The sequence below is a fragment of the Amycolatopsis sp. cmx-11-12 genome (genome assembly GCF_046269425.1).
Taxonomy (GTDB): Bacteria; Actinomycetota; Actinomycetes; order Mycobacteriales; family Pseudonocardiaceae; genus Amycolatopsis.
This window is the reverse complement of record NZ_JADNQM010000037.1, coordinates 45,174-64,266: the sequence shown is the minus strand read 5'-3', so window position 1 is coordinate 64,266 and position 19,093 is coordinate 45,174. Positions and strand designations below refer to the sequence as shown.

Here is a 19,093-nt window from a genome sequence, read left to right as displayed (position 1 = left end):
CCGCTCTTGGTACGACCCCGTCCCCTACCACAGTCGCGCGCCCACCCTCGCAAATCCAGCACCCGTACAGGTTCTCTTCGCTCGAGCAGTGCCAAAACAGGCGTCAAGAGCATGACAAAAAATCATGTACGCATCTGTACACCACCGGTTACCGGCTGGTAGGTTCCGAGCATCCAAACGTGATCCACTTCATGATTCAAAGGGGAGTCATGATCCGAAAACCCGCTCGCCTGCTGGCCGTCGTGCTCGCGCTCATCTTGACTTTCGCCGCCGCGCCCGCCGCCACAGCCGCCTCCACGACAGATCCCTTCTACAGCTATGACGGCAGCGAACCGCTGTCTTCGTACAGCCCCGGAACCGTGCTGAAAACCCGGACGCTGAATTACCACGTCATCGGTATTTCCACGCCGCTCAAGGTGACCCAGCTGCTCTACCGGACCACCGACGCGCTCGGAAAGCCGTCCGCCAACGTCACCTCCGTGGTGCGCAGCCTCACCGGTGACAGCACCAAAGCCGTTTCGTACCAATCGTTCTACGACTCACTCAACCCTGAGCACGGCCCGTCGCGGGCGATCGCCGGTGGCGTCTCGCTCGGCGGCCTGATCGCGAACGCGGAGTCTCTTCTCATCGCTCCTTCCCTGCTGCAGGGTTACAACGTCGTCATTCCCGACACCGAAGGCCAGGACGCGAACTTCGCGGCGGGGCCCGAATACGGGACGAACACCCTGGACTCGATCCGCGCCGCGACGCGGGCGCCGGAAACGGGAATGAACGACAAGACCCGGTTCGGTCTCCTCGGCTATTCGGGTGGCGCCATCGCGACCGGGTGGGCGGCCGCGCTCGCGCCGGATTACGCACCCGACGTGAACAAGAACCTCGTCGGATTCACCGAAGGCGGCGTACTCGTCAAGCCGTCGCACAATCTCAAGTACGTCAACGGAAGCGTCGCGTGGACGGGAGTCATCCCGATGGCTCTCATCGGCGTCGCCCGATCTTTCGACATCGATCTCACGCCCTACGCGAATTCCTACGGCCGCCAGGTGCTCAAGGACATGGAGAAGGCGTCGATCGTCGACGCGCTCGGCCGCTATCCCGGGCTGACATGGGAAAAGTTCGTCAAGCCCGAATACACCAACCCGAATACGGTGCTCCCGTACGTCGAGGCCGTGAACAAGGTCAATCTCGGTTCGGCACCGACGCCCACCATCCCCGGTTTCATCGCGCAGGGGAACAACGGCGTCCTGGAAGGAACTTTCGGCAACCCGCCGGGGATCGGCACCGGCGACGGCGTGATGGTCGCGGGTGACGTGCGTTCCCTGGCGCGGCAGTACTGCGAGACCGGCAACAAGTCGATCAAGTACGACCAGTACAACACGCTGAGCCACGTCGGGGCGGCCGTCGCCTGGGCGCCGCAGGCGATCCTCTGGATCAACGACCGGTTCGCGGGTAAGTCCGCGCCGTCCACCTGCGGGAGGATCGCGCCCGGCAACTCGCTGGCCCCGGAGGTGCCGGTCGGCTGACCGCGCTCGTCCACTGTGCCCGGCCGTGCCCCCATGGCCGGGCACAGTCACGGTCGTGAGTGCGGCTGGCGTGACTCGCCCTCACCCCGGGTGTCGCGAAAGCCACTTTCGCGACGTCTGATGTCCCGAAAGTGGCTTTCGCGACACGGCCGCCGGGCAGGCGCGACGAGACCCACTGCCGTCCCTACCACTCACGAGGCCATTGGTCTGCACCATCTGAAGCGGTACCGTGCCGCACGTGACCGAGCAAGACCGCGCCACCCGCAAACTGCCGAAGGGGCCGCACAACCTCAGCCGTGACGAGGTCGCCGGCACCCAGCGTGCCAGGCTGATCGACGCCGTCCTGGAGAACACCGGCGAACGCGGCTATGTCGCCACCACCATCGGTCACATCACCGCCACCGCGGGCGTTTCGCGTACGTCGTTCTACGAACAGTTCAGCGACAAGCAGGACGCGTTCCTCGCCGCCTATCGCGAGATCACCACCGAGTTCATCGCGCAGGGCGTCGCCGCGGGCGCCGAGGCCGCGACTCCGCTGGACGCCGTCACCGCCTGCTGCGACTTCCTCGTCGACTACGTGCACCGTCGCCCGACGGCCGTCCGCGCCGTCCTGCTGGAGATCTACGCGCTCGGCGACGCGGGGCTCGAAGCGCGGGAGAACACCTTGCGCGCCGGGGAAGCCGTCTTCGACCGGACGGCGAAATGGGTGCGTGCCACCGATCCCGCGCTGCCGTCGCCGCCGCCGTTCACCGCGCGCACGGTCGTCGCCGCCACGATCGAACTGATCACGCAGGCCATCTGGAACGGCACCGAAGACGCCTACGGCCAAGCACGCGAGGCCGTCCGCTACACCTGGCTGCTCGGCTTGTTCGGGCACCGGAGCGTCGACGCCTGATCATTTGCGGGCGAAACGCCGCCGTTCGAAATCGACGATCAGCTTCGGGTAGCGGCGCGGGAGCAGCCGGACGAGCCTGTCGACCAGTTTCGCGTCGTTTCCGACGAGCACGCGCGGTTTCCCGGCTTCGACCCCGTCGATGATGATGCGGGCGGCCTGGTCGGCAGGCATCTTCAGCAGCTTTTCGTTGTACAGCCGGACACGCTCCACCTGCTCGGCGGTGGGCTCGATGCCGCGGGCCTGCGCTTCCTTCAACGCCGCCGAGGCGATCCCGGTCTTGACCCCGCCAGGGTGGACGACCGTCACCCGCACCGGATGCCTGCCCGCGATCATCTCGGTACGCAGTGCCTCGGTGAACCCGCGGACGCCGAACTTGCTGGCGCAGTAGGCGCTGAGCGTCGGCTGGGCCATGAAGCCGTTGAGGCTGGAGATGTTGACGACCTGGCCGTCACCGGAGTCGATCAGATGCGGCAGGAAAGCCTTGGTGCCGTTGATGACGCCGAAGAGGTTGACCGCGAGCGTCCGGTCGTAGAGTTCCCACTCGGCGTCGAGGACGGTCTGCCCGCCACCGGCGACCCCAGCGTTGTTGTAGATCTGGTGCACCACACCGAACTGCCCGGCGACCATGGCCGCGTACTCCTGGACGGCCGCCCGGTCGCTGACGTCCAGCGCGGCGCTCCGCACTTCAACGCCAAGCACTTCCACGCCAAGGGCTTTGACCTCGGCGACGGTCTCGGCCAAGCCCGCTTCGTCCACATCGGACACTGCGAGCCGTGCTCCGCGCCTGCCCAGTTCGAGGGCCAGCTGACGGCCGATGCCGGAACCGGCGCCGGTGACGACGGCGACCTTGCCGCGAACGCTGCTCATCGTTGCTCTCCGGTGGGGTCCAGCGCCAGTCCGGCGGTGAGTTCGACGAGCCTGTCGACGAGGTCCGGCGCGATGTGGTGACCCATACCGGGGATCTCGACGTAGCGGGCGCCCTTCACGGCCTTCGCGGTGGCCCGTCCGCCGGTGTGGTGGACCATGCGATCGGTGTCGCCGTGGACCACGATCGTCGGGCAGGTGACGCGGCCGAGTTCGGCGGTGCGGTCACCACTGGCCTGGATTGCGCCGATCTGGCGGGCGATGCCGCTGCGTGCCCGCCGCCCGCCCGCCCGTTCCCACAGGCCGGTGGCCCAGGCCGTTTCGACGTCCTTGTCCAGCGGGAAGGTGGCCGAGCCGAGGTGGCCCATCATCGCCAGATGCCCGGTCACCGACTCTTCGACAGTCTGGGCGGGCCGCCTCGCCATGCGCAGCAACGTCGACCGCGCCGGCTGCCCGACCCGGCGGTGACCGGTGGTGGAGAAGATCGACGTCAGCGACAGGACCCGGCCGGGATTCCGGGCGGCGACGGTCTGGGCGATCATGCCGCCCATCGACATGCCGACCAGATGCGCTTTCTCCACGCCGAGGTGGTCCAGCAGGCCGACGGTGTCCGCCGCCATGTCCCCCAGGTCGTAGGCGTCCGGCAGCGGCCGGGCCAGCAGCTGCCGGAGTTTGCCCGGATTCGGCGCCTTGATGCGATCCGAGCGGCCCGCGTCCCGGTTGTCGAACCGGATGACGCGGAAGCCGCGGCCGGTGAACCCCTCGATCATCGGACGCGGCCACGACGTGAGGTCGAGGCCCAGCCCGGCGATCAGCACCAAGGGCGTGCCGTCGGCGGGTCCGTCCTCGCGGTAGCAGATCCGCGGGCCGCCGGGCAGGTCGGCGAAGTGGTCGGTCACGAGCTCACCGGTTCCCTGACCGCGGCGCGGGAGAAGTGCAGCTCGGGGTCGGTGATGTCGTCCGCGCGCAGCAACTTGATGTCGGAGTGGTAGCTCATCGAGGTCAGCCACGGCATGCGGTCGCCCTGGCGCGGCAACTGGTCGAGAGCACGCTGGACGTACCCGGCGGCGAAGTCCAGGAACGGCTTCGTCGGCATGTCCGGATCGGCGAGGACGGGACGGCAGACGTCATAGCCGTGGTCGTCCATATGCGCGAGCAGACGGCAGAAGTGCTCGCACAGCAGGCCGATCTTGAGCGTCCACGACGAATTCGTGTAGCCGATCGCGAAGGCCGCGTTCGGCACGTCCGAAAGCATCATTCCCTTGTACGCGACGGTTTCCGGCATGACGACCGGCTTGCCGTCGACGCTGAAGGTCGCGCCGCCGAACACCTGGAGGTTCAGGCCTGTCGCGGTGACGATGATGTCCGCCGCCAGCTCGCGGCCCGATTCGAGCAGGACACCCTTCTCGGTGAAGGTCGAGATCTTGTCGGTGACGACGTCGGCCTTGCCCTTGCGGATGGCGGCGAACAGGTCGCCTCCCGGCACCGCGCACAGCCGCTGGTCCCACGGGTCGTACGGCGGGTTGAAGTGCTCGTCGACCGGATAGCCCTTGGGAAGCTGCTTCTTGTTGACGTAGCGGATGAGCGAGCGGGCGGTCTTGGGGAACTTCTGGCAGAACTGCCAGACCGCGAGGCCCTTGCGGATGTTCTTGCGGCGGGTGAGCGAGTAGGCCCGCTCGTCACCGAGGATCTTGCGGAGGCCGTTGGCGATCTTGTCCTCGCGCGGCACCGGCATGACATAGGTCGGGGTGCGCTGCAACATCGTCACGTGCGCCGCCGTCGGCGCCATCGCCGGGATCAGGGTGACCGCGGTGGCGCCACTGCCGATCACGACGACCCGCTTGCCCGCGTAGTCGAGGTTCTCCGGCCAGTGCTGCGGGTGCACGATCGTGCCGGTGAAGCGGTCGCGGCCCGCGAAGTCCGGGGTGAAGCCCTCGTCGTAGCGGTAGTAGCCGCCGGCGTTGAACACCCAGCCCGCGCTCAGCTGGGTGCGCTCGCCGGTGTCGGTCCGCTCGATCTCGAGCAGCCAGCGCCCCTCGTCACTCGACCAAGCCGCCGAAAGCAGCTTGTGGTGGTAACGGATGTTGGGTTCGAGGCCGTTCTCGGTGACCGTCTCACGCAGATACGACAGGATGCGGGGCGCGTCGGCGATGGACTGCTTGTCCCGCCACGGCTTGAACTCGTAGCCGAAGGTGTGGAGGTCGGAGTCCGAGCGGATGCCCGGGTAACGGAACAGGTCCCAGGTGCCGCCGGACGCGCCACGGGCCTCCAGGATGGCGAACTTCTTGCCGGGGAGCTCGGTCTTCAGGTAACGCGCGGCCCCGATCCCGGAAATCCCGGCACCGATGATGACCACGTCGAGGTGCTCGACGGGTGTGCTCGTCGTCATGCGGTACTCCAGCCTCGTCTCGGTTACCCCCACGATGCGGGTCCACCGGGGGATTGCGCTAGCACTATCTGCACCATCATCATGGGCCCATGGTGCAAAGTGCCGCAGCGCGGTGGCCGACCCTGTCGCCGGAGGCGCGCGATCTCTTCCGGCGTGGCGCGGAGATCGTCCTGCATCCGCGCGCCGAGTGGATCGAGGAACTGCACGAGGCCTCGCTCGGCGGGACCAGTATGCGCGCGGTCGCGGAGGACCCCGTACTCACCGAGGGGACCAAACGCGCGAACCTGGCGAATCTGCTGCACTGGGCGGCCGCCAACGTGCAGCATCCCGGCAGGCGGGTCTTGGCCAACCTCAACCAGGAGGTGCTGGACGGCGCCCGCGACATGGTGCGCCGGGGCTTCGATTCCGGCGGCCTCGACGCCTACCGGCGGGCGCAGGGCGTGGCCTGGCGCCGGTGGATCGAGATCTGCTTCGATCTCACCGCCGACCCCGTCCTGCTCCGCGAACTGCTGGACGTCTCGTCGCTGTCCATCACCACGTTCATCGAGGACACCGTGGCGGCGGTGTCCGAGCGGATGGCCGCCGAACGCACGGAACTGACCCGCGGCGCCCACGCCGAACGGCGCGCCGCGGTCACGCTGCTGCTGGAGGGCGCACCCATCAGCCGTTCGCGCGCCGAAGCCCAGCTGGGTTACCCGCTCGCCGGCCCGCATACGGCCGCGATCGTCTGGAGCGGGTCGGCCACGCCGTCTTCCCAGCAGCTCGAAACCGCTGCGGAAACGCTCATGCGGGCGGGTGGCGCCTCGCACCGGCTGACCGTCGTCGCCAGCGCCGCTGCCCTGTGGGTCTGGCTGCCCGGCCGAACCCCGCCGCGGGCCGACCGGCTCGCCGAAGACCTCGCGCCGCATCCCGACGTCCGGGTGGCGCTGGGACGGCCGGGCAGCGGCATCGACGGCTTCCGCCGCAGCCATCTGGACGCCGCCGCCACCCAGCGGATGCTCGCCCGGCTCACCTCACCACAGCAGATCGCGCGGTACCAGGACATCCAGCTGCTCGCCCTGCTCACCGTCGACCCCGCCCAGGCCGACGAATTCGTCGCCGACACCCTCGGCGAACTGCGGCACGCGGACGCCGAAACCCGGGAGACCGTCCGGACCTACGTGCACGAACTGGGCAACACCACGCGCACCGCGGAACGGCTCTACACCCACCGGAACACCGTCGTCCGACGGCTGGCGCGGGCCGACGAGCTGCTCCCCCGGCCGTTGGCGGAGAACGCGGTGAACGTGGCTGTCGCATTGGAGACGTTGCGGTGGCTGGGGAGCGGCGCGTGAAACTGTCGGGGGTATGCGGCAGGATGGCGCCGTCGATCAGCACTGTGGAGGGGTAGTGACGGGACATCCGGCGGAAGAAGCAGTTCGAAAGTTCTGGCGAAATAAAAATGATCAGTTCTCCGCCAGAGCTGTCCCGATCAACCGCCGAAACCCCGGTGGGCCTATAGTCAAGGTCGTAGTAGACGAACTGATTCGCGGCGGTGTGGAACCATCGTCCATCCACACCGAGGCACAGCTTCAGATGCCCGGCTCCTACCACGGCTCGTCACAGCGATGGGACATCCTCGTCAGCGATGATGGTTTCCCGATAGCCGCGATCGAAATCACGACACAGACCGGTGGCGCTTTTCGTCAGAATCTACGGAATCGCATGAACGACATTCTGGCGCAGAGCGCAAATGTCGCCCGCGCTTACGAGCATCCGACGGTTCGCGCGTTCAGGCCGGCACTCGGGCAGGTGTTCCTGCTTGAAGAAGCAGACCAGTCGACAACCGCGCGACAGCGGCAAAACCTGAGGGACTCCGAACCGATTTCCGTGCTCGATGAGCTGACGGCCTTCTTCCGCCGTCTGCACCGCGACGGCCAGTACGACGCCGTCTGGTATCTGACAGCGCGAAACTCACCGGACGCGGTGGTCGGCGAACCTGATCCGGAGCTGGGGCTCACGGCATTCGTCAACACCATGGTTAAGCGCATCGAGGAGATACGGGATGCCAGGCAGCGCGGAGACCTCAGCGCTGCCGATCTCACCGAGCTTCTCGCTCAGCGGGACGACATGCAGTTCGGCAGGGAAATCGCCGAACGCGAAGACATCGCCGGTGTCGTCGCGGGCATCAGTTCCGTCGACACCGGTCGCGCGGCCGTGGATCTCGACGTCATCCAACGGCGACGGCAGATCCTGGCGGAGCTGCGTCAACTGGTCCTCGACCCGGCCACTACCGAACTCGAGATCCAGAAGCTGATCGGGAAACGCTATTGGATCTTCGGCGGGCAGTACATCGGCGTGCTCGAAAAGCGCGACATCATCTCTCTCGACGAACATGACATACCGCTGATCTGCGCAGACCGCAGCATCCACGTCATCGAACTCAAACGACCCAAGAACAAACTCGTCAGGAAGCACCGCAATCACCAGATCGTCTCGAACGACGTCCACGAAGCAGTCGCCCAATGCATGAACTATCTTCGCGGCTTCGACGAACTGGGCGCTTCGCACCAGACCTACTACCACAACGAACTCGGTCTGGATTACGACCTTCGCCGGGCGAAGGGCACAGTCATCATCGGGCATCCGGAGCTGACCGCGTCCGACGAAGTCACCAGGGAACAGGTCGAGCAGACGATCCGCTCCTACAACGCACACCTGAGCCGAGTTCAGGTGATCACCTTCGCCGACTTGGTGGACAGCGCCGAACGGGCGCTGGCGTTCGAAGCCGAAGAACACTCCGAACGCTGAAACGACCGCAGGGTTCACTCGAGATCGCTCACCCACCACGGTGGTGAGACGCACCCGTCAGGTGTCACCCCGTACTTGCGCAACCGCTGGTGCCCTCCGCGGTCTTTGATCTTCGCGAAAAGCGTTTCGATGCTGCCCCTCGCCTCGGTGTGCCCATGCACCAACGCGATGAGGTAGTGGTCCAGGGCATCGGTGTACCGAACCTCGCGACGCAGATGATCGGCGAGACATACGCGCGACTTCATGTCTCCGGCGCCGATACCCCGTTCGAGCAGCGCGATGCCCTGCTCCTTATCCTCCTCCCTTGCCAGGAGCGACAACGCGATCGACGCGACGGCAGAGGTGTTCGAGTTCGCGAGCTGCTTCTCGAGTTCGACCATCGCCTCGCCGAATTCCCCTTCTCCCGCCAGAGCGAGGATGTGGTTCGTGGCGTAACGCGGATCCGCGGGGTCGCATTTCTCGAGAAGACGTCTGGCGTCGTGATGGCGCCCGAGGTGCAACTGCACCTCGACGGCACGCATCCTGGCGGGCGCGTATTTTTCCGCCGCCGCCGCAGTGGTGAAGACATCCACGGCGGCAGGGAACTTCTTGCTGCGCACGGCGACCGATCCGAGGCTTCTCTCGAACAGGCGGGTATCGGTCTCCACCTCCGCCTGGCCCGCGGCGACCAGACCCTCGGCGACCCAGCACAGTGCCTGCCCCATGCCGACCTTGGCATGTCGCGCGTAGCTGGTCGCCGCGTGAGCCACCGCCCCCTCGCAGAGCAGGGAATCACTGAGCGGAACAAGAATATCCGGAGGCGAGATTTCGACGGTTTTGATGTACCACTCGAAAGCCTCCTTGTAACACCCTGCTCGGCACAGCGCTTTGGCCAGCTCTTCGGGTTGTGGCGCTCGTTGGGATCGCTGGGCACCGCGAAAGAAGCCGATGGCCTCGGTCACCCACCCGGCTTCCGCCGCCACCGTCGCGGCTGTCGCCAGCGCGGATTCGTCACCCTCGTCGATGGCTTGCTGGTAGCACTCGAGCGCGCGCCTTATCAGCCCTCTGGCGGCAAGGGCGTCGCCGACGGCAGTGAACGCTTCGGGGTTCCCGTTCGCCGCTGCGGTCGTGGCGTACGTCAAAGCCACGTCGAAGAATCCGGCCAAGGCGTTGATCCGTGCGGCGGAAGCCAACCCGGACGGGACCTCGTGCCCGACCGCTGTCTCACTCCAGTCCAGTGCGTCCTCGAGGAGATTGTGCGCGACCAAGATCTCCGCGCCGAGCAGGTAGGCGTGATGGTTCCCCGCCACGGCCAGGTTGTGCAGCGTGCTCAGTGCGAACTTGATCTCCTCGTGATCCGTGAGCATGTCCGCCGCGGCTTGCAGGATCTCCGGGCTGCTGTGGTTGGCGAGGGACATCAGCCACTCCACTGCCGAAGGCACGCCGGTGGTGACCGCCAGCATGTCCGCGGCCACGGCGGCTGCCCGGCCGTCACCGCGCTGCGCGAGGTCGCGGTAGAGACGCAACGCATCGTCCCGGCGCCCCAGATCGTTGTAAGCCATGGCCGTCAACGCGGTCGCACGCTTGTCCCGCAGCTCAACCAGGCGCTCGAGGCGGTGGATGACTTCTTCCGGCCGCTCCGCCGAAAGCAGCATTTCGGCAGCGGTGATGTTCGCGTCGTGGTCGGCGCCGAAACAGGCGTACTGTTCGAGCGCTTCATCGATACGACCGGCACGATGAAGCAGGCCTGCCAGATCGAGCCGGGCCTCCTCCGCACCTTCCTTCGCTGCCCTGAGGTAGAGACGAGCCGCCTGCTCCAGAAGGCTTCGCCTTTCACACTCCTGCGCCATAGCGGGCAGGCTCCCCTGGTCCGCGTACCGGATCAGGACGTTCCAGAGGCGCTTGTCCGGCAGACGCGGCCTGGCGATGTCGCGTACCTGGCGACGCTCCAGATAGTCGTCGAACCGATAGGAAGGCGAGTCACCCTCCGACACGGGTGCGCGCTCGATCAGGACGCTCCTCCCGCCATTCCCTCGGCGGGTCAGCTCGGTGATCGCGTCGGGAACCCACCTGTCGCCGAGGCCCCCGCTCGCACCATGCGACAGATACAGAGGCGCACCGCTTTCGAGCAAGTCGCGCCGCAGCCAGGTGCCATGACCGGCGCTCAGGGCGTCCACGATGCACTCGAGAATCGCTCGTTCGTCCGCACGCGCGGTGTCGTACCGCTCCTGCAACTCCGGAACGTCGACCAAGTCTTGGATCACGCGTCCCGCCTCGGCACGCGAGACCGCCTCCGCCAGCCGCGGATCGGTGGACGACAGAGCCCTGTCCACCTCCGCACCGCTGAACGAGTCCGGCACGAGCACACCACTACCCGCGAAAAGCAGACGAACGTGCGGGAAGGCGTCTTCACCCTCGGCCGGGTGCACGGTCAGCTGCCGCCAATACTTCGTGCGCAGCGTCGCGATGATCAGCACCGGAGCGCGCTGGACATCGTGAAGCAGTTCTCGCAGGGCTTTCGCGATCCTGTTGCCCACACCGGCGCCGGGATCCTTGAAATATCGCTCGGCCCTCGGGAGCCAGATGACCGTTCGCGGTCCGACCTTTCCGAGCGAGTCAAGCAACTCGAGCGGATCACTGGGGCTGATGCTCGGCCAAAGCCGCCAGTCGGCCATCCAGGAATCCCACTCCCCTGGCCGTACCCACCGGATCGCTTCCCAGGCCGAGCGTTTCTTACCCGCCGTCGACTCGCTGATGAGAGTCAATATCCCACTCATACCGCCGACTACCGGCGAGATCTTCGCCCGGAGGTCTCCATCAAGGTCACGGGGAACGTACTCGGTGTCGCCCGGCAAGCCTGGTGCGCTCCGGGTCGTGCCCCGCACCGGAAGAATCTCGAGCCGGCTCGAGACGCAGTCCGGCAAGGCAACCCCCAAGGTGGTCTTGGGAGCGCATTCCAGCCCGCCCTGGTCGAGCACGTCCACGAGCTCATCCGCCTTTTCACCGATCGGTCCATCATGGATGCGCGACAGCAAGTCATCACCTGCCGGTGGGAGTCGCTCTCGCACTTTCGACCGTGGCGGAAGTCTTCTGAACCGGCCAGGCGTTCCCGCCGCCCTGCGCCCAACGGTCGATGGAGCCGAGCAGCGGCAGGAAGACTTCGTTAGCACTTGCAGTCCATTTTCACTCGATCGAGTAGCGGGCACTCTTACTGTATTGTCCGCCTGTTTCGCGACGAAGGAGCTGAGGGGCGCCGGTCATTCGACGTCCTCCGGGTGGGCCAGCGGGAGGTCCAGGTTCCGGAGCATGGCGCATTGTTCGGCGGTCAACGTGTCCTCGATCGTGATGGTGAACGGGGGTGTTTCCTTGCGGGAGTGGAGAAAGTTGCCCCACGCGATGCCGAGATTGGCCAGCCCGGTCAGCGAGCCGATGGACATGCAGATGACCTCGAAGGCCCCCATATGACCCGAATCCGATGATCCCGCGGAGCTGATCGTCGCGGACCGGGCCACATCGGCGTCGTCACGAAGCCAGTTATAGAACTCTTTCAGCCCTTGTTCGTCGCCGGCGGCGTTGATCGTCAGCTCCACGGGACCTCCACTCGAAAGTGACATCCCTAGACATCGCGGCCTGGGCTCAGGGCGTAACAGGAATCCTGTCCTGAGATCTGACCGGTGGTTCCCGTTGACCGGCCGGTGATGAAACCCGGATCATGAAAGGCATCCCAGCTCCGATGGTGGGCCGATCCCGAGGGCGGACAACGATGTCATCGCTGATCCATCTCGTCCTTTCCCTGATCCTGACGGCGATTCCCGTACCGGCGGCGAAACCGGTGGCCGCGGTCTGCGTGCTGTCCTGCGACACGCTCGATCCTTCCCTGGCACAGCAGGACACCTTTCCGGTTCCGGACAAGCTGCTCAACGGACGCCAGATTCGGCTGCATGTCTCCGATGCCGACGGGATGGCCTGGGGCAGCATCGATCGCGGCGTGGCAGGTGATTCGATCTGGCTCGACCGGTCATGGGACGGCGGCGCGACTTGGGAAGGACTGCTGGGCAAGGCGAGCATTCCCGGCACCTGGACCGGCACGAGAACCTTGATGTACAACGTGACCGATCCCGGCAAGCACCGGCGTGGCGTGCTCCGTGCGTGCGGGGACGCCGCCGGGGTCACCTGTACGGAATGGATTTACCCGAAGGTCTGCGATGTCGTCAGTGACGGCACGAACCAGGCGGACGGCGACACCCAGCCGGTTCCGCCGACGACGTTGTTCGGGCGCACGATCCGCCTGCACGTGGACCGGAACGCGATGGCTTGGGGCACCATCGAATCCGGCGCGCGGGGCGACGAGATCTGGCTGGATCGCTCATGGGACGAGGGCGCGGGCTGGGCGGGCGGTGCGTCGCTCGGCCGGACGTCGGTCGCCGCGGGCGCGAGCACCGGCCGGACGTCGTTGTTCGCGACCCGTGATCCCCGTGGCCGTCACTACGGCGGCGCCGTCCGCGCGTGCGGCAGGGAAGCCGGGCACCAGGAAGGATCCTGTACCGCGTGGGCCCGCCCGGCACCGGCTCGCGCCCAGGCCGCGGCCGACGCGCTCCTGTACTCCTACGATCCGTATCCGGGCTGGTGGCCGAGCAGCTGGTGGAATTCCGCGACGACGCTGACGGCGGTCATCGACCATGGGGATCGCCGTCACGACTGGGTCATCGCCCGCACCTTCGAGCAGAACCGCGGCGTTTTCCCCGCCGGGGTCCGAAGTTCTGATGCCATCGAAGGGAATTTCGAGAGCCGCGCCATCGACGACAGCGCCTGGTGGGGCTTGGCCTGGGTGGCCGCCTACGACCACACCGGCGATCCGCGTTACCTCTCCATGGCGACCTCGATCGCCGCGTACGTGCACCAGTACTGGGATCCGGGGTCCTGCGGCGGCGGTGTCTGGTGGGATCGGGAACGGACCTACAAGAACGCCGTCACCAGTGGTCTGTACCTGCGGCTCGCCGCTTCCGTGCACCGCCGCACGCCGGGTGATTCCGTTTGGCTGCAACGATCCCGGACCGCGGCGGACTGGTACCTGTCCAGCGGGATGATCAACGAGTCCGGCCTGGTCAACGACGGCCTGACCCGCGACTGCCGTAACAACGGACAGACGGTCTGGACCTACAACCAGGGCCTCGGCATCGGCGGTCTCGTCGAAGTCTGGCGTGCCACCGGGGAAACCCGCTGGCTCGACGCCGCCCGGCGACTGGCCGACGCGGCGGTGACCGGCCCGGTCCTGACCAGGAGCGGGGTGCTCACCGAGTCCTGCGATATCGGCCAGAACTCCTGTGATGACAACCAAAAGCAGTTCAAGGGCATCTTCACGCGCTTCCTCGCCGATCTGGCGCACGCGACGAATTCGGCCGAGTACCGGGACTTCGCGCGGCGGCAGGCGGACTCGCTCTGGGTGGCCGATCGCGACTCGCTGAACCGGATCGGCCAGCGCTGGGCGGGCGGGACGCCGAACCAGACCGACTGGCGGACTCAGGCGAGCGGGCTGGGAGCGCTTACCGCGACTTCGTGAGTGCACCCAATGTGGCATTGGGGGCGTTGAGCGGCTCCAATGCCACATTGGGTGCGGCGGACGCCTGCCCACCTCTAGATTGAGGGCATGGTTTCCACCGCTGAGAAGGCCACCCGGCTGCAGGAACTGCACGCCGCCCCCGAACTGCTGCTCGTCGTCAACGTCTGGGACGCGATCACCGCGAAGGTCGTCGCCGAAACCCCCGGCACGCAGGCGCTCGCCACCCCGAGCCACGGCATCGCCGCCGCCCGCGGCTATCCCGACGGCGAGAAGATCCCCCGTGACCTGATGATCGCCGAGGTCGCCCTCATCGTCCGGACGGCGGGCGACCTGCCGGTCACCGCGGACCTGGAAGCCGGCTACGGCGACCCGGGCGGCACGGTCGCCCGCGCGATCGAGGCCGGCGCGGTCGGCTGCAACCTCGAGGACCAGATGAAGCCGCTGGACGAGTCCGTCAAGGCCGTCGAGGCCGCGGTCGCCGCCGCCCAGTCCGCAGGTATCGACTTCGTGCTCAACGCCCGCACCGACGCCTTCCTCAGGGCAGGCGACCGTGACCCCGAGGAGGTGCTGGCCGAGGCGATCACCCGGGGCCGCGCATACCTGGACGCGGGCGCGTCGAACGTCTTCGTGCCCGGCAAGCTCGACGAGACCCAGGTCGGCAGGCTGGTCGAGGCGCTGGGCGAGCGCAAGGTGAACTTGATCGGCGTCCCGGGCTCGATCCCGCTGGCGACCGCGCGGGAACTCGGTGTCTCCCGGGTGTCCTACGGGCCGTTCAGCCAGAACGTCGCGCTCACCGCGCTGGCGAAGCTCGCCGAGGACGTCTACGCCGGCGGCGGCCTGCCCGCCGACATGCGCAAACTCAACTGACGTAACCGGGAAGAGCGATGGCGTCCGAGGGTGGGTTGGTGAAGCGAGCCGCGATACGGCCCGCCCTCGGACCGGCCGCGAGACCCGCGAGAGCGTGAAGCAGGCCGATACCGGCGCGACTCTTCGGAGCCGCCAGCCGTGGCGCGATCCACGGGACCTTCTGCGCTTGCGCGACGTAGGGCCGCATGATCGTCTCGTAGGACCGGAAGGCGTCACGGTGGCCGGGGTGACGGCTGAGTTCCCCGGCGAGCACGTAGGCGCCGACGAGAGCGAGGCTGGTGCCCATGCCACTGAGCGGCGAGGCGCAATAGGCGGCGTCCCCGACGACGGCGATCCGTCCGCGTGACCACTGGTCCAGGCGCATCTGGCCGACCGATTCGAAGAAGTAGTCGGGTGTGCCGCCCAGTTTGTCGAGCACGCGCGGGGTCTCCCAGCCCGCGTCGGCGTAGTGACGGCGCAGGAACTCTTGCTGTGCGGAAAAGTTCAGCCGTTCGAGCCCCGGCCGCCGGAGCCGGAACGACAGCGAGGCACGCGTGGTGCCCTGGTTGTCGGGACGCAGGACGACGACCCGGCGGCCGGGCGCGTTGTACCAGCGGGCCCAGCTGCCGTCGGATTCCTCGCGCGGGACGGTGAAATAGGCGGTGTACAGGCCGAACGACCGGGTGCGGGCGATGTCGGCGAACACGAGGTCGCGGGTGCGCGAGCGCAGGCCGTCGGCGAGGACGACGAGGTCGAAACGCCGTCCGGGACCGGCGCGGAAGGTGACGTCCACGCCGTCGCCGGTGTCGGTCAGGCCGGTGATCTCGTCGCCGAAGACGTACTCGGTGTCCTCGCGGGTGCTCCGGTAGAGCAGGTCGGCGAGTTCGCCGCGCAGGATTTCCAGTTCGGTGACGAACCCGTCGCCGTCGAGGGAATCGGTGCCGAACGACGCCCGGACGCGACCGCGCCGGTCGATGAACTGCAGTCCCTCCTCGTGGGTGACGCGGTCGCGCGCGGCTTGTTCCAGGCCCATGCGTTCGACGACGGTGCGGCCGGCGCCGCGCAGATCGACGGTCTGCCCGCCGAGCCGTGGCTCCGGCGCGCGTTCGACCACGGTCGCGGTCATGCCGTGGCGGCGAAGCCAGAAAGCGAGCGCCGGTCCGGCGATGCCCGCGCCGGAGATCAGGACGTCACTCATCGGGCACCGGCCGGTACCGCCGCGACGACGGCTTCGGTTTCGTCGGGCCGGGCCCGGCGCGGGAACAGCGGTGAGATCAGCAGGAACAGTCCGATGACCACCGTTTGGACCACGAGCGCGTCGCGGAAGCTCTCGGTGGGCTGGGTGACGTCGGCGAAGAACACCGTGCTGAACACCGCGACCCCGACAGAGCCACCGATCGCCTGGACGGCGGTGAGCACTCCGGACGCGGAACCGACCTCGTCGTCGGCGACGGCGCCGAGCACGGTGTTGAACACCGCCGCGATCACGATGCCCGCGCCGATCCCGGCGACGACACCGCCGGGCACGATCCGCCAGATGGTGAACTCGCCGGTGCCGGACAGGGCGATCCACAGCCAGGCCACACCGGCGAACTGGACGACGGCGCCCGCTTGCAGGACGGCCCTGCCGAGTTTGGCGGCGAGCAGTCCCCCGCTGATACCGCCGCCGACGGCGGTGCCCAGCGCGACCGGGAGATTGCCCAGCCCGGCCTCCCCCGCGGTGAAACCCTGGCCGATCTGCAGGAAGAACGTCAGCACCAGCTGGGTGCCGATCAGGCCGCCGAAGAACAACGCGACCGCGGCCAGCCCGACGGTGAACGCGGGTTTGCCGAACAGGGCCGGAGTGACCAGCGGTGCGCGGTCGAGGCGCACGATCCGCCGCTGCCACAACGCGAACGCGACATAGCCGAGCGCCGCGGCCCCCAAGGACAGCCAAGTCCACAGTGGCCATCCCGCCGCCTGTCCCTCGTTGAGCGGGAGGACCAGCAGCGCGGAGGCGGCCGCGACGAGAACGGCTCCGGCGACGTCCACCCGCAATCCCGGCGTTCCGGCGCCGCGGGGAACCAGCCGCCAGGCCAGCACCAGTGCGGCGAGCCCGACCGGGATGTTGACCAGGAACACCAGCCGCCAGCCGAGGCCGAACAGATCCCAGTCGACCAGCGCGCCACCCAGCACCGGACCCAGCACTCCGCCGAGCCCCAGCACCGGGCCGAAAACGGTGAGTGCCTTGGTGAGGTCGCGCGGCGAGAGGTTGTCCCGCAGGATGCCGAGCCCCTGCGGCAGCATCATCGCCCCCGCCACGCCCTGGATCAGGCGGAAGGTGATCAGCAGGCCGACGCTTGGCGCGATCGCGCACAGCAGGGACGCGACGGTGAAGGCCACGAGTCCGAACAGGAACATCGGGCGGCGGCCGTAGCGATCGCCGAGCCGTCCGCCCAGCACGAGGCCCGCGCCGAGGGTCAGGGCGTAGCCGCCGATCACCCACTGCAAGCCGACCGGGGTCGTGCCCAGCGATTTTTCCAGCGACGGGCCCGCCACGTTGACGATCGTCGAGTCGAGCAGGTCCATCAGTTCGACGACGAGCACCGTGGCGAGCAGCCACCAGACCGCTCGCGGAGACGTCTTCTCCTCGGGTACCGACATGGTTCGTTCACTCCGAATTCTGGTGCGGGGAAAGATCAGCTCTCGGGCAGGGAATCCGCGGTGTCGGTGTAGATCCGCACGACACCGGTCAGGAAGTTTTCGACGACGTCACGGTCTCCGGGGCTCAGCGCCTCGACGAGGCTCTCCACGCCGCTGAGCAGCGGATGAAGTTGCTCGAAGATCTTGGCCATCGAATCCGGCACCGGCTCGACCAGCACTTTGCGGCGGTCGGTGGCGTGCGGCTTCCGGACGATGTGCCCGGCTTTCTCGAGCCTGTCGACGATGTGAGTGCTCGCCGCCGTCGAGACCCGAAGCCGGTCCGCGAGATCCTTCGCCGTCAGGGGTCCTTCGCTGGTGAGGTGCTCCATCGCCGACAGGTCGGTGGAGTTGATCCCTAGCGCTCCGCTCAGGCGCTTCTCGATCACCCGCGTGAGCGTCCCGACCTCTTGCAGCCGCTCCATCACGGAGTTGCCCACGCCTGGGGAGTCGACCTGCCACGAGCCTGCTGAAGTCATGCCAGGAAGCTTACTAGATAAGTCACTAACTAGGTTAGTGAAGTAGTGTGGCGATCAACACGCCTGGCGCGCGGAGACTCGGTCGAGGACGAGTCTCCGGGCACCTGCGGGACGGACGTTCACTGTGCACTGTGGACAGTCCGATGCCGATGACCGGTTCGCGCCGCGAGGCCGTGCTCGATCGCGACAGGCGTGCACTTGGGCTCGTCCGTGCGGTTCGGCGCCGGGCCCGGGTGGGATCCGGAAGGCCTGTACATCACCGGATTCCTCCGCGGTGCCCGTTCTTTCACAGCCTGGGCCCGTGCTCATGTCGCGAAAGCCACTTTCGGGACGTCTGACGTCGCGAAAGTGGCTTTCGCGACATGCCCGACAGCTCCGGAACTCATCTCACGGCCAACCGCTCACGAGACTGACGAACCGGCGGCGATCTTCGCCCCGCTGTAGGGTTTTCCCATGGTGCGCGGAGTCGGCCGGACCGAAGGGATCTTGCTGGCAGGCGTGGTGCTCGCGGTGCTCGCGGCGACCGGGATCCAGGCCAGATCGCCCGGCACCTGGCTGCTGGAAGTCGTCTGGGTGCTGATCGGGCTACCGCTGGTGGTGGCGCTGCGCACACGTTTTCCCCTGACCCGGTTGCTCTGCTGGCTGCTGGTACTGCACGCGATCGTGCTGTGTTACGGCGGCCAGTACACCTACGCGGAGACGCCCGCCGGGGAATGGGTACAGCACTGGCTGGGCACCCAGCGGAACAACTACGACCGGTTCGCCCACGTCATCCAGGGCTTCGTTCCCGCGATCGCCGTGCGTGAAGTACTGCTACGCCGCACACCACTGCGGCCCGGGGGCTGGGTCGCGTTCCTGACCGTATGCGTCTGCCTGGCGATCGCCGCCAGTTTCGAGTTCGTGGAATGGTTCAGCGCGCTGGCCGCCGGATCGGGCGCGGACGATTTCCTCGCCACCCAAGGAGATGTCTGGGACACGCAGTGGGACATGGTCCTCTGCCTGTGCGGCGCGGTCCTTTCCCTGCTGATCTGGCGCCGGGTCCACGATCGGCAACTCACCGCGGGTTAGAGTGGCCCGCGTGACTGGGGGAAC

15 protein-coding genes are annotated in these 19,093 nt (G+C 67.3%); 7 read left to right on the top strand and 8 right to left on the bottom strand.

Going from position 1 to position 19,093, the window contains the following annotated elements; genetic code table 11:
- Positions 1-209: 209 nt before the first annotated feature.
- On the top strand, positions 210-1,520 hold the full coding sequence (locus ACLARN_RS35635) for a lipase family protein (RefSeq protein WP_409495872.1): 1,311 nt from the start codon (positions 210-212) through the stop codon (positions 1,518-1,520).
- 238 nt (positions 1,521-1,758) lie between these two features.
- Positions 1,759-2,415 (top strand): TetR/AcrR family transcriptional regulator, encoded by a 657-nt coding sequence (locus ACLARN_RS35630; RefSeq protein ID WP_409495871.1) that lies wholly within the window; start codon positions 1,759-1,761, stop codon positions 2,413-2,415.
- On the opposite strand, the gene ACLARN_RS35625 is transcribed toward ACLARN_RS35630, so the two are convergent.
- Genes ACLARN_RS35625 through ACLARN_RS35615 form a run of 3 tightly spaced genes read right to left on the bottom strand, consistent with a single transcriptional unit; the run spans position 2,416 to position 5,668 of the window.
- Positions 2,416-3,282 (bottom strand): SDR family NAD(P)-dependent oxidoreductase, encoded by an 867-nt coding sequence (locus ACLARN_RS35625; RefSeq protein WP_409495870.1) that lies wholly within the window; start codon positions 3,280-3,282, stop codon positions 2,416-2,418. It abuts the gene before it with no gap.
- On the bottom strand, positions 3,279-4,178 hold the full coding sequence (locus ACLARN_RS35620) for an alpha/beta fold hydrolase (protein WP_409495869.1): 900 nt from the start codon (positions 4,176-4,178) through the stop codon (positions 3,279-3,281). The genes ACLARN_RS35625 and ACLARN_RS35620 overlap by 4 nt, the downstream gene beginning before the upstream one ends.
- A complete protein-coding gene (locus ACLARN_RS35615) occupies positions 4,175-5,668 on the bottom strand; it encodes a flavin-containing monooxygenase (RefSeq protein WP_409495868.1) in 1,494 nt (497 codons plus the stop codon). The genes ACLARN_RS35620 and ACLARN_RS35615 overlap by 4 nt, the downstream gene beginning before the upstream one ends.
- An 89-nt stretch (positions 5,669-5,757) precedes the next feature.
- Between ACLARN_RS35615 and ACLARN_RS35610 the strand changes: the two genes are divergently transcribed.
- Together ACLARN_RS35610 and ACLARN_RS35605 are read left to right on the top strand one after the other, a co-directional pair.
- Positions 5,758-7,002, top strand: a complete 1,245-nt coding sequence (locus ACLARN_RS35610; RefSeq protein WP_409495867.1) for a PucR family transcriptional regulator — start codon at positions 5,758-5,760, stop codon at positions 7,000-7,002.
- Between the two features lie 13 nt (positions 7,003-7,015).
- A complete protein-coding gene (locus ACLARN_RS35605; protein WP_409495866.1) occupies positions 7,016-8,458 on the top strand; it encodes a Shedu anti-phage system protein SduA domain-containing protein in 1,443 nt (480 codons plus the stop codon).
- A 14-nt stretch (positions 8,459-8,472) separates the two neighbouring features.
- Here ACLARN_RS35605 and ACLARN_RS35600 read toward each other — a convergent pair whose 3' ends face one another.
- Together ACLARN_RS35600 and ACLARN_RS35595 are read right to left on the bottom strand one after the other, a co-directional pair.
- On the bottom strand, positions 8,473-11,421 hold the full coding sequence (locus tag ACLARN_RS35600; RefSeq protein ID WP_409495865.1) for a tetratricopeptide repeat protein: 2,949 nt from the start codon (positions 11,419-11,421) through the stop codon (positions 8,473-8,475).
- A 273-nt stretch (positions 11,422-11,694) separates the two neighbouring features.
- A complete protein-coding gene (locus ACLARN_RS35595; RefSeq protein WP_409495864.1) occupies positions 11,695-12,027 on the bottom strand; it encodes an effector-associated constant component EACC1 in 333 nt (110 codons plus the stop codon).
- 173 nt (positions 12,028-12,200) lie between these two features.
- Here ACLARN_RS35595 and ACLARN_RS35590 point away from each other — a divergent pair, with 173 nt between their 5' ends.
- Together ACLARN_RS35590 and ACLARN_RS35585 are read left to right on the top strand one after the other, a co-directional pair.
- Complete coding sequence (locus ACLARN_RS35590) at positions 12,201-13,997, top strand: glycoside hydrolase family 76 protein (RefSeq protein WP_409495863.1); 1,797 nt, start codon at positions 12,201-12,203, stop codon at positions 13,995-13,997.
- A gap of 87 nt (positions 13,998-14,084) precedes the next feature.
- The gene (locus ACLARN_RS35585; protein WP_409495862.1) at positions 14,085-14,864 is read left to right on the top strand and encodes an isocitrate lyase/phosphoenolpyruvate mutase family protein; all 780 of its coding nucleotides are present in this window, start codon (positions 14,085-14,087) and stop codon (positions 14,862-14,864) included.
- On the opposite strand, the gene ACLARN_RS35580 is transcribed toward ACLARN_RS35585, so the two are convergent.
- Genes ACLARN_RS35580 through ACLARN_RS35570 form a run of 3 tightly spaced genes read right to left on the bottom strand, consistent with a single transcriptional unit; the run spans position 14,857 to position 18,001 of the window.
- Positions 14,857-16,041 carry an FAD-dependent monooxygenase gene (locus ACLARN_RS35580; RefSeq protein ID WP_409495861.1) on the bottom strand — a complete coding sequence of 395 codons (1,185 nt, stop codon included), beginning with the start codon at positions 16,039-16,041 and terminating at the stop codon, positions 14,857-14,859. The genes ACLARN_RS35585 and ACLARN_RS35580 overlap by 8 nt on opposite strands.
- A complete protein-coding gene (locus ACLARN_RS35575) occupies positions 16,038-17,486 on the bottom strand; it encodes an MFS transporter (protein WP_409495860.1) in 1,449 nt (482 codons plus the stop codon). The genes ACLARN_RS35580 and ACLARN_RS35575 overlap by 4 nt, the downstream gene beginning before the upstream one ends.
- Positions 17,487-17,521: 35 nt before the next feature.
- Entirely contained in the window at positions 17,522-18,001 is a 480-nt protein-coding gene (locus tag ACLARN_RS35570; protein WP_409495859.1) for a MarR family winged helix-turn-helix transcriptional regulator, read from the bottom strand.
- A 453-nt stretch (positions 18,002-18,454) separates the two neighbouring features.
- Between ACLARN_RS35570 and ACLARN_RS35565 the strand changes: the two genes are divergently transcribed.
- The gene (locus ACLARN_RS35565; RefSeq protein ID WP_409495858.1) at positions 18,455-19,069 is read left to right on the top strand and encodes a DUF2238 domain-containing protein; all 615 of its coding nucleotides are present in this window, start codon (positions 18,455-18,457) and stop codon (positions 19,067-19,069) included.
- Positions 19,070-19,093 lie beyond the last annotated feature (24 nt).

What these genes read in the sequence shown, in the direction of transcription:
- ACLARN_RS35635 (WP_409495872.1), top strand. Translation starts at nt 210, where the DNA reads ATGATCCGAAAACCCGCTCGCCTGCTGGCCGTCGTGCTCGCGCTCATC.
- ACLARN_RS35625 (WP_409495870.1), bottom strand. Translation starts at nt 3,282, where the DNA reads ATGAGCAGCGTTCGCGGCAAGGTCGCCGTCGTCACCGGCGCCGGTTCC.
- ACLARN_RS35615 (WP_409495868.1), bottom strand. Translation starts at nt 5,668, where the DNA reads ATGACGACGAGCACACCCGTCGAGCACCTCGACGTGGTCATCATCGGT.
- ACLARN_RS35610 (WP_409495867.1), top strand. Translation starts at nt 5,758, where the DNA reads ATGGTGCAAAGTGCCGCAGCGCGGTGGCCGACCCTGTCGCCGGAGGCG.
- ACLARN_RS35605 (WP_409495866.1), top strand. Translation starts at nt 7,016, where the DNA reads ATGCGGCAGGATGGCGCCGTCGATCAGCACTGTGGAGGGGTAGTGACG.
- ACLARN_RS35590 (WP_409495863.1), top strand. Translation starts at nt 12,201, where the DNA reads ATGTCATCGCTGATCCATCTCGTCCTTTCCCTGATCCTGACGGCGATT.
- ACLARN_RS35585 (WP_409495862.1), top strand. Translation starts at nt 14,085, where the DNA reads ATGGTTTCCACCGCTGAGAAGGCCACCCGGCTGCAGGAACTGCACGCC.
- ACLARN_RS35580 (WP_409495861.1), bottom strand. Translation starts at nt 16,041, where the DNA reads ATGAGTGACGTCCTGATCTCCGGCGCGGGCATCGCCGGACCGGCGCTC.
- ACLARN_RS35575 (WP_409495860.1), bottom strand. Translation starts at nt 17,486, where the DNA reads ATGTCGGTACCCGAGGAGAAGACGTCTCCGCGAGCGGTCTGGTGGCTG.
- ACLARN_RS35570 (WP_409495859.1), bottom strand. Translation starts at nt 18,001, where the DNA reads ATGACTTCAGCAGGCTCGTGGCAGGTCGACTCCCCAGGCGTGGGCAAC.
- ACLARN_RS35565 (WP_409495858.1), top strand. Translation starts at nt 18,455, where the DNA reads ATGGTGCGCGGAGTCGGCCGGACCGAAGGGATCTTGCTGGCAGGCGTG.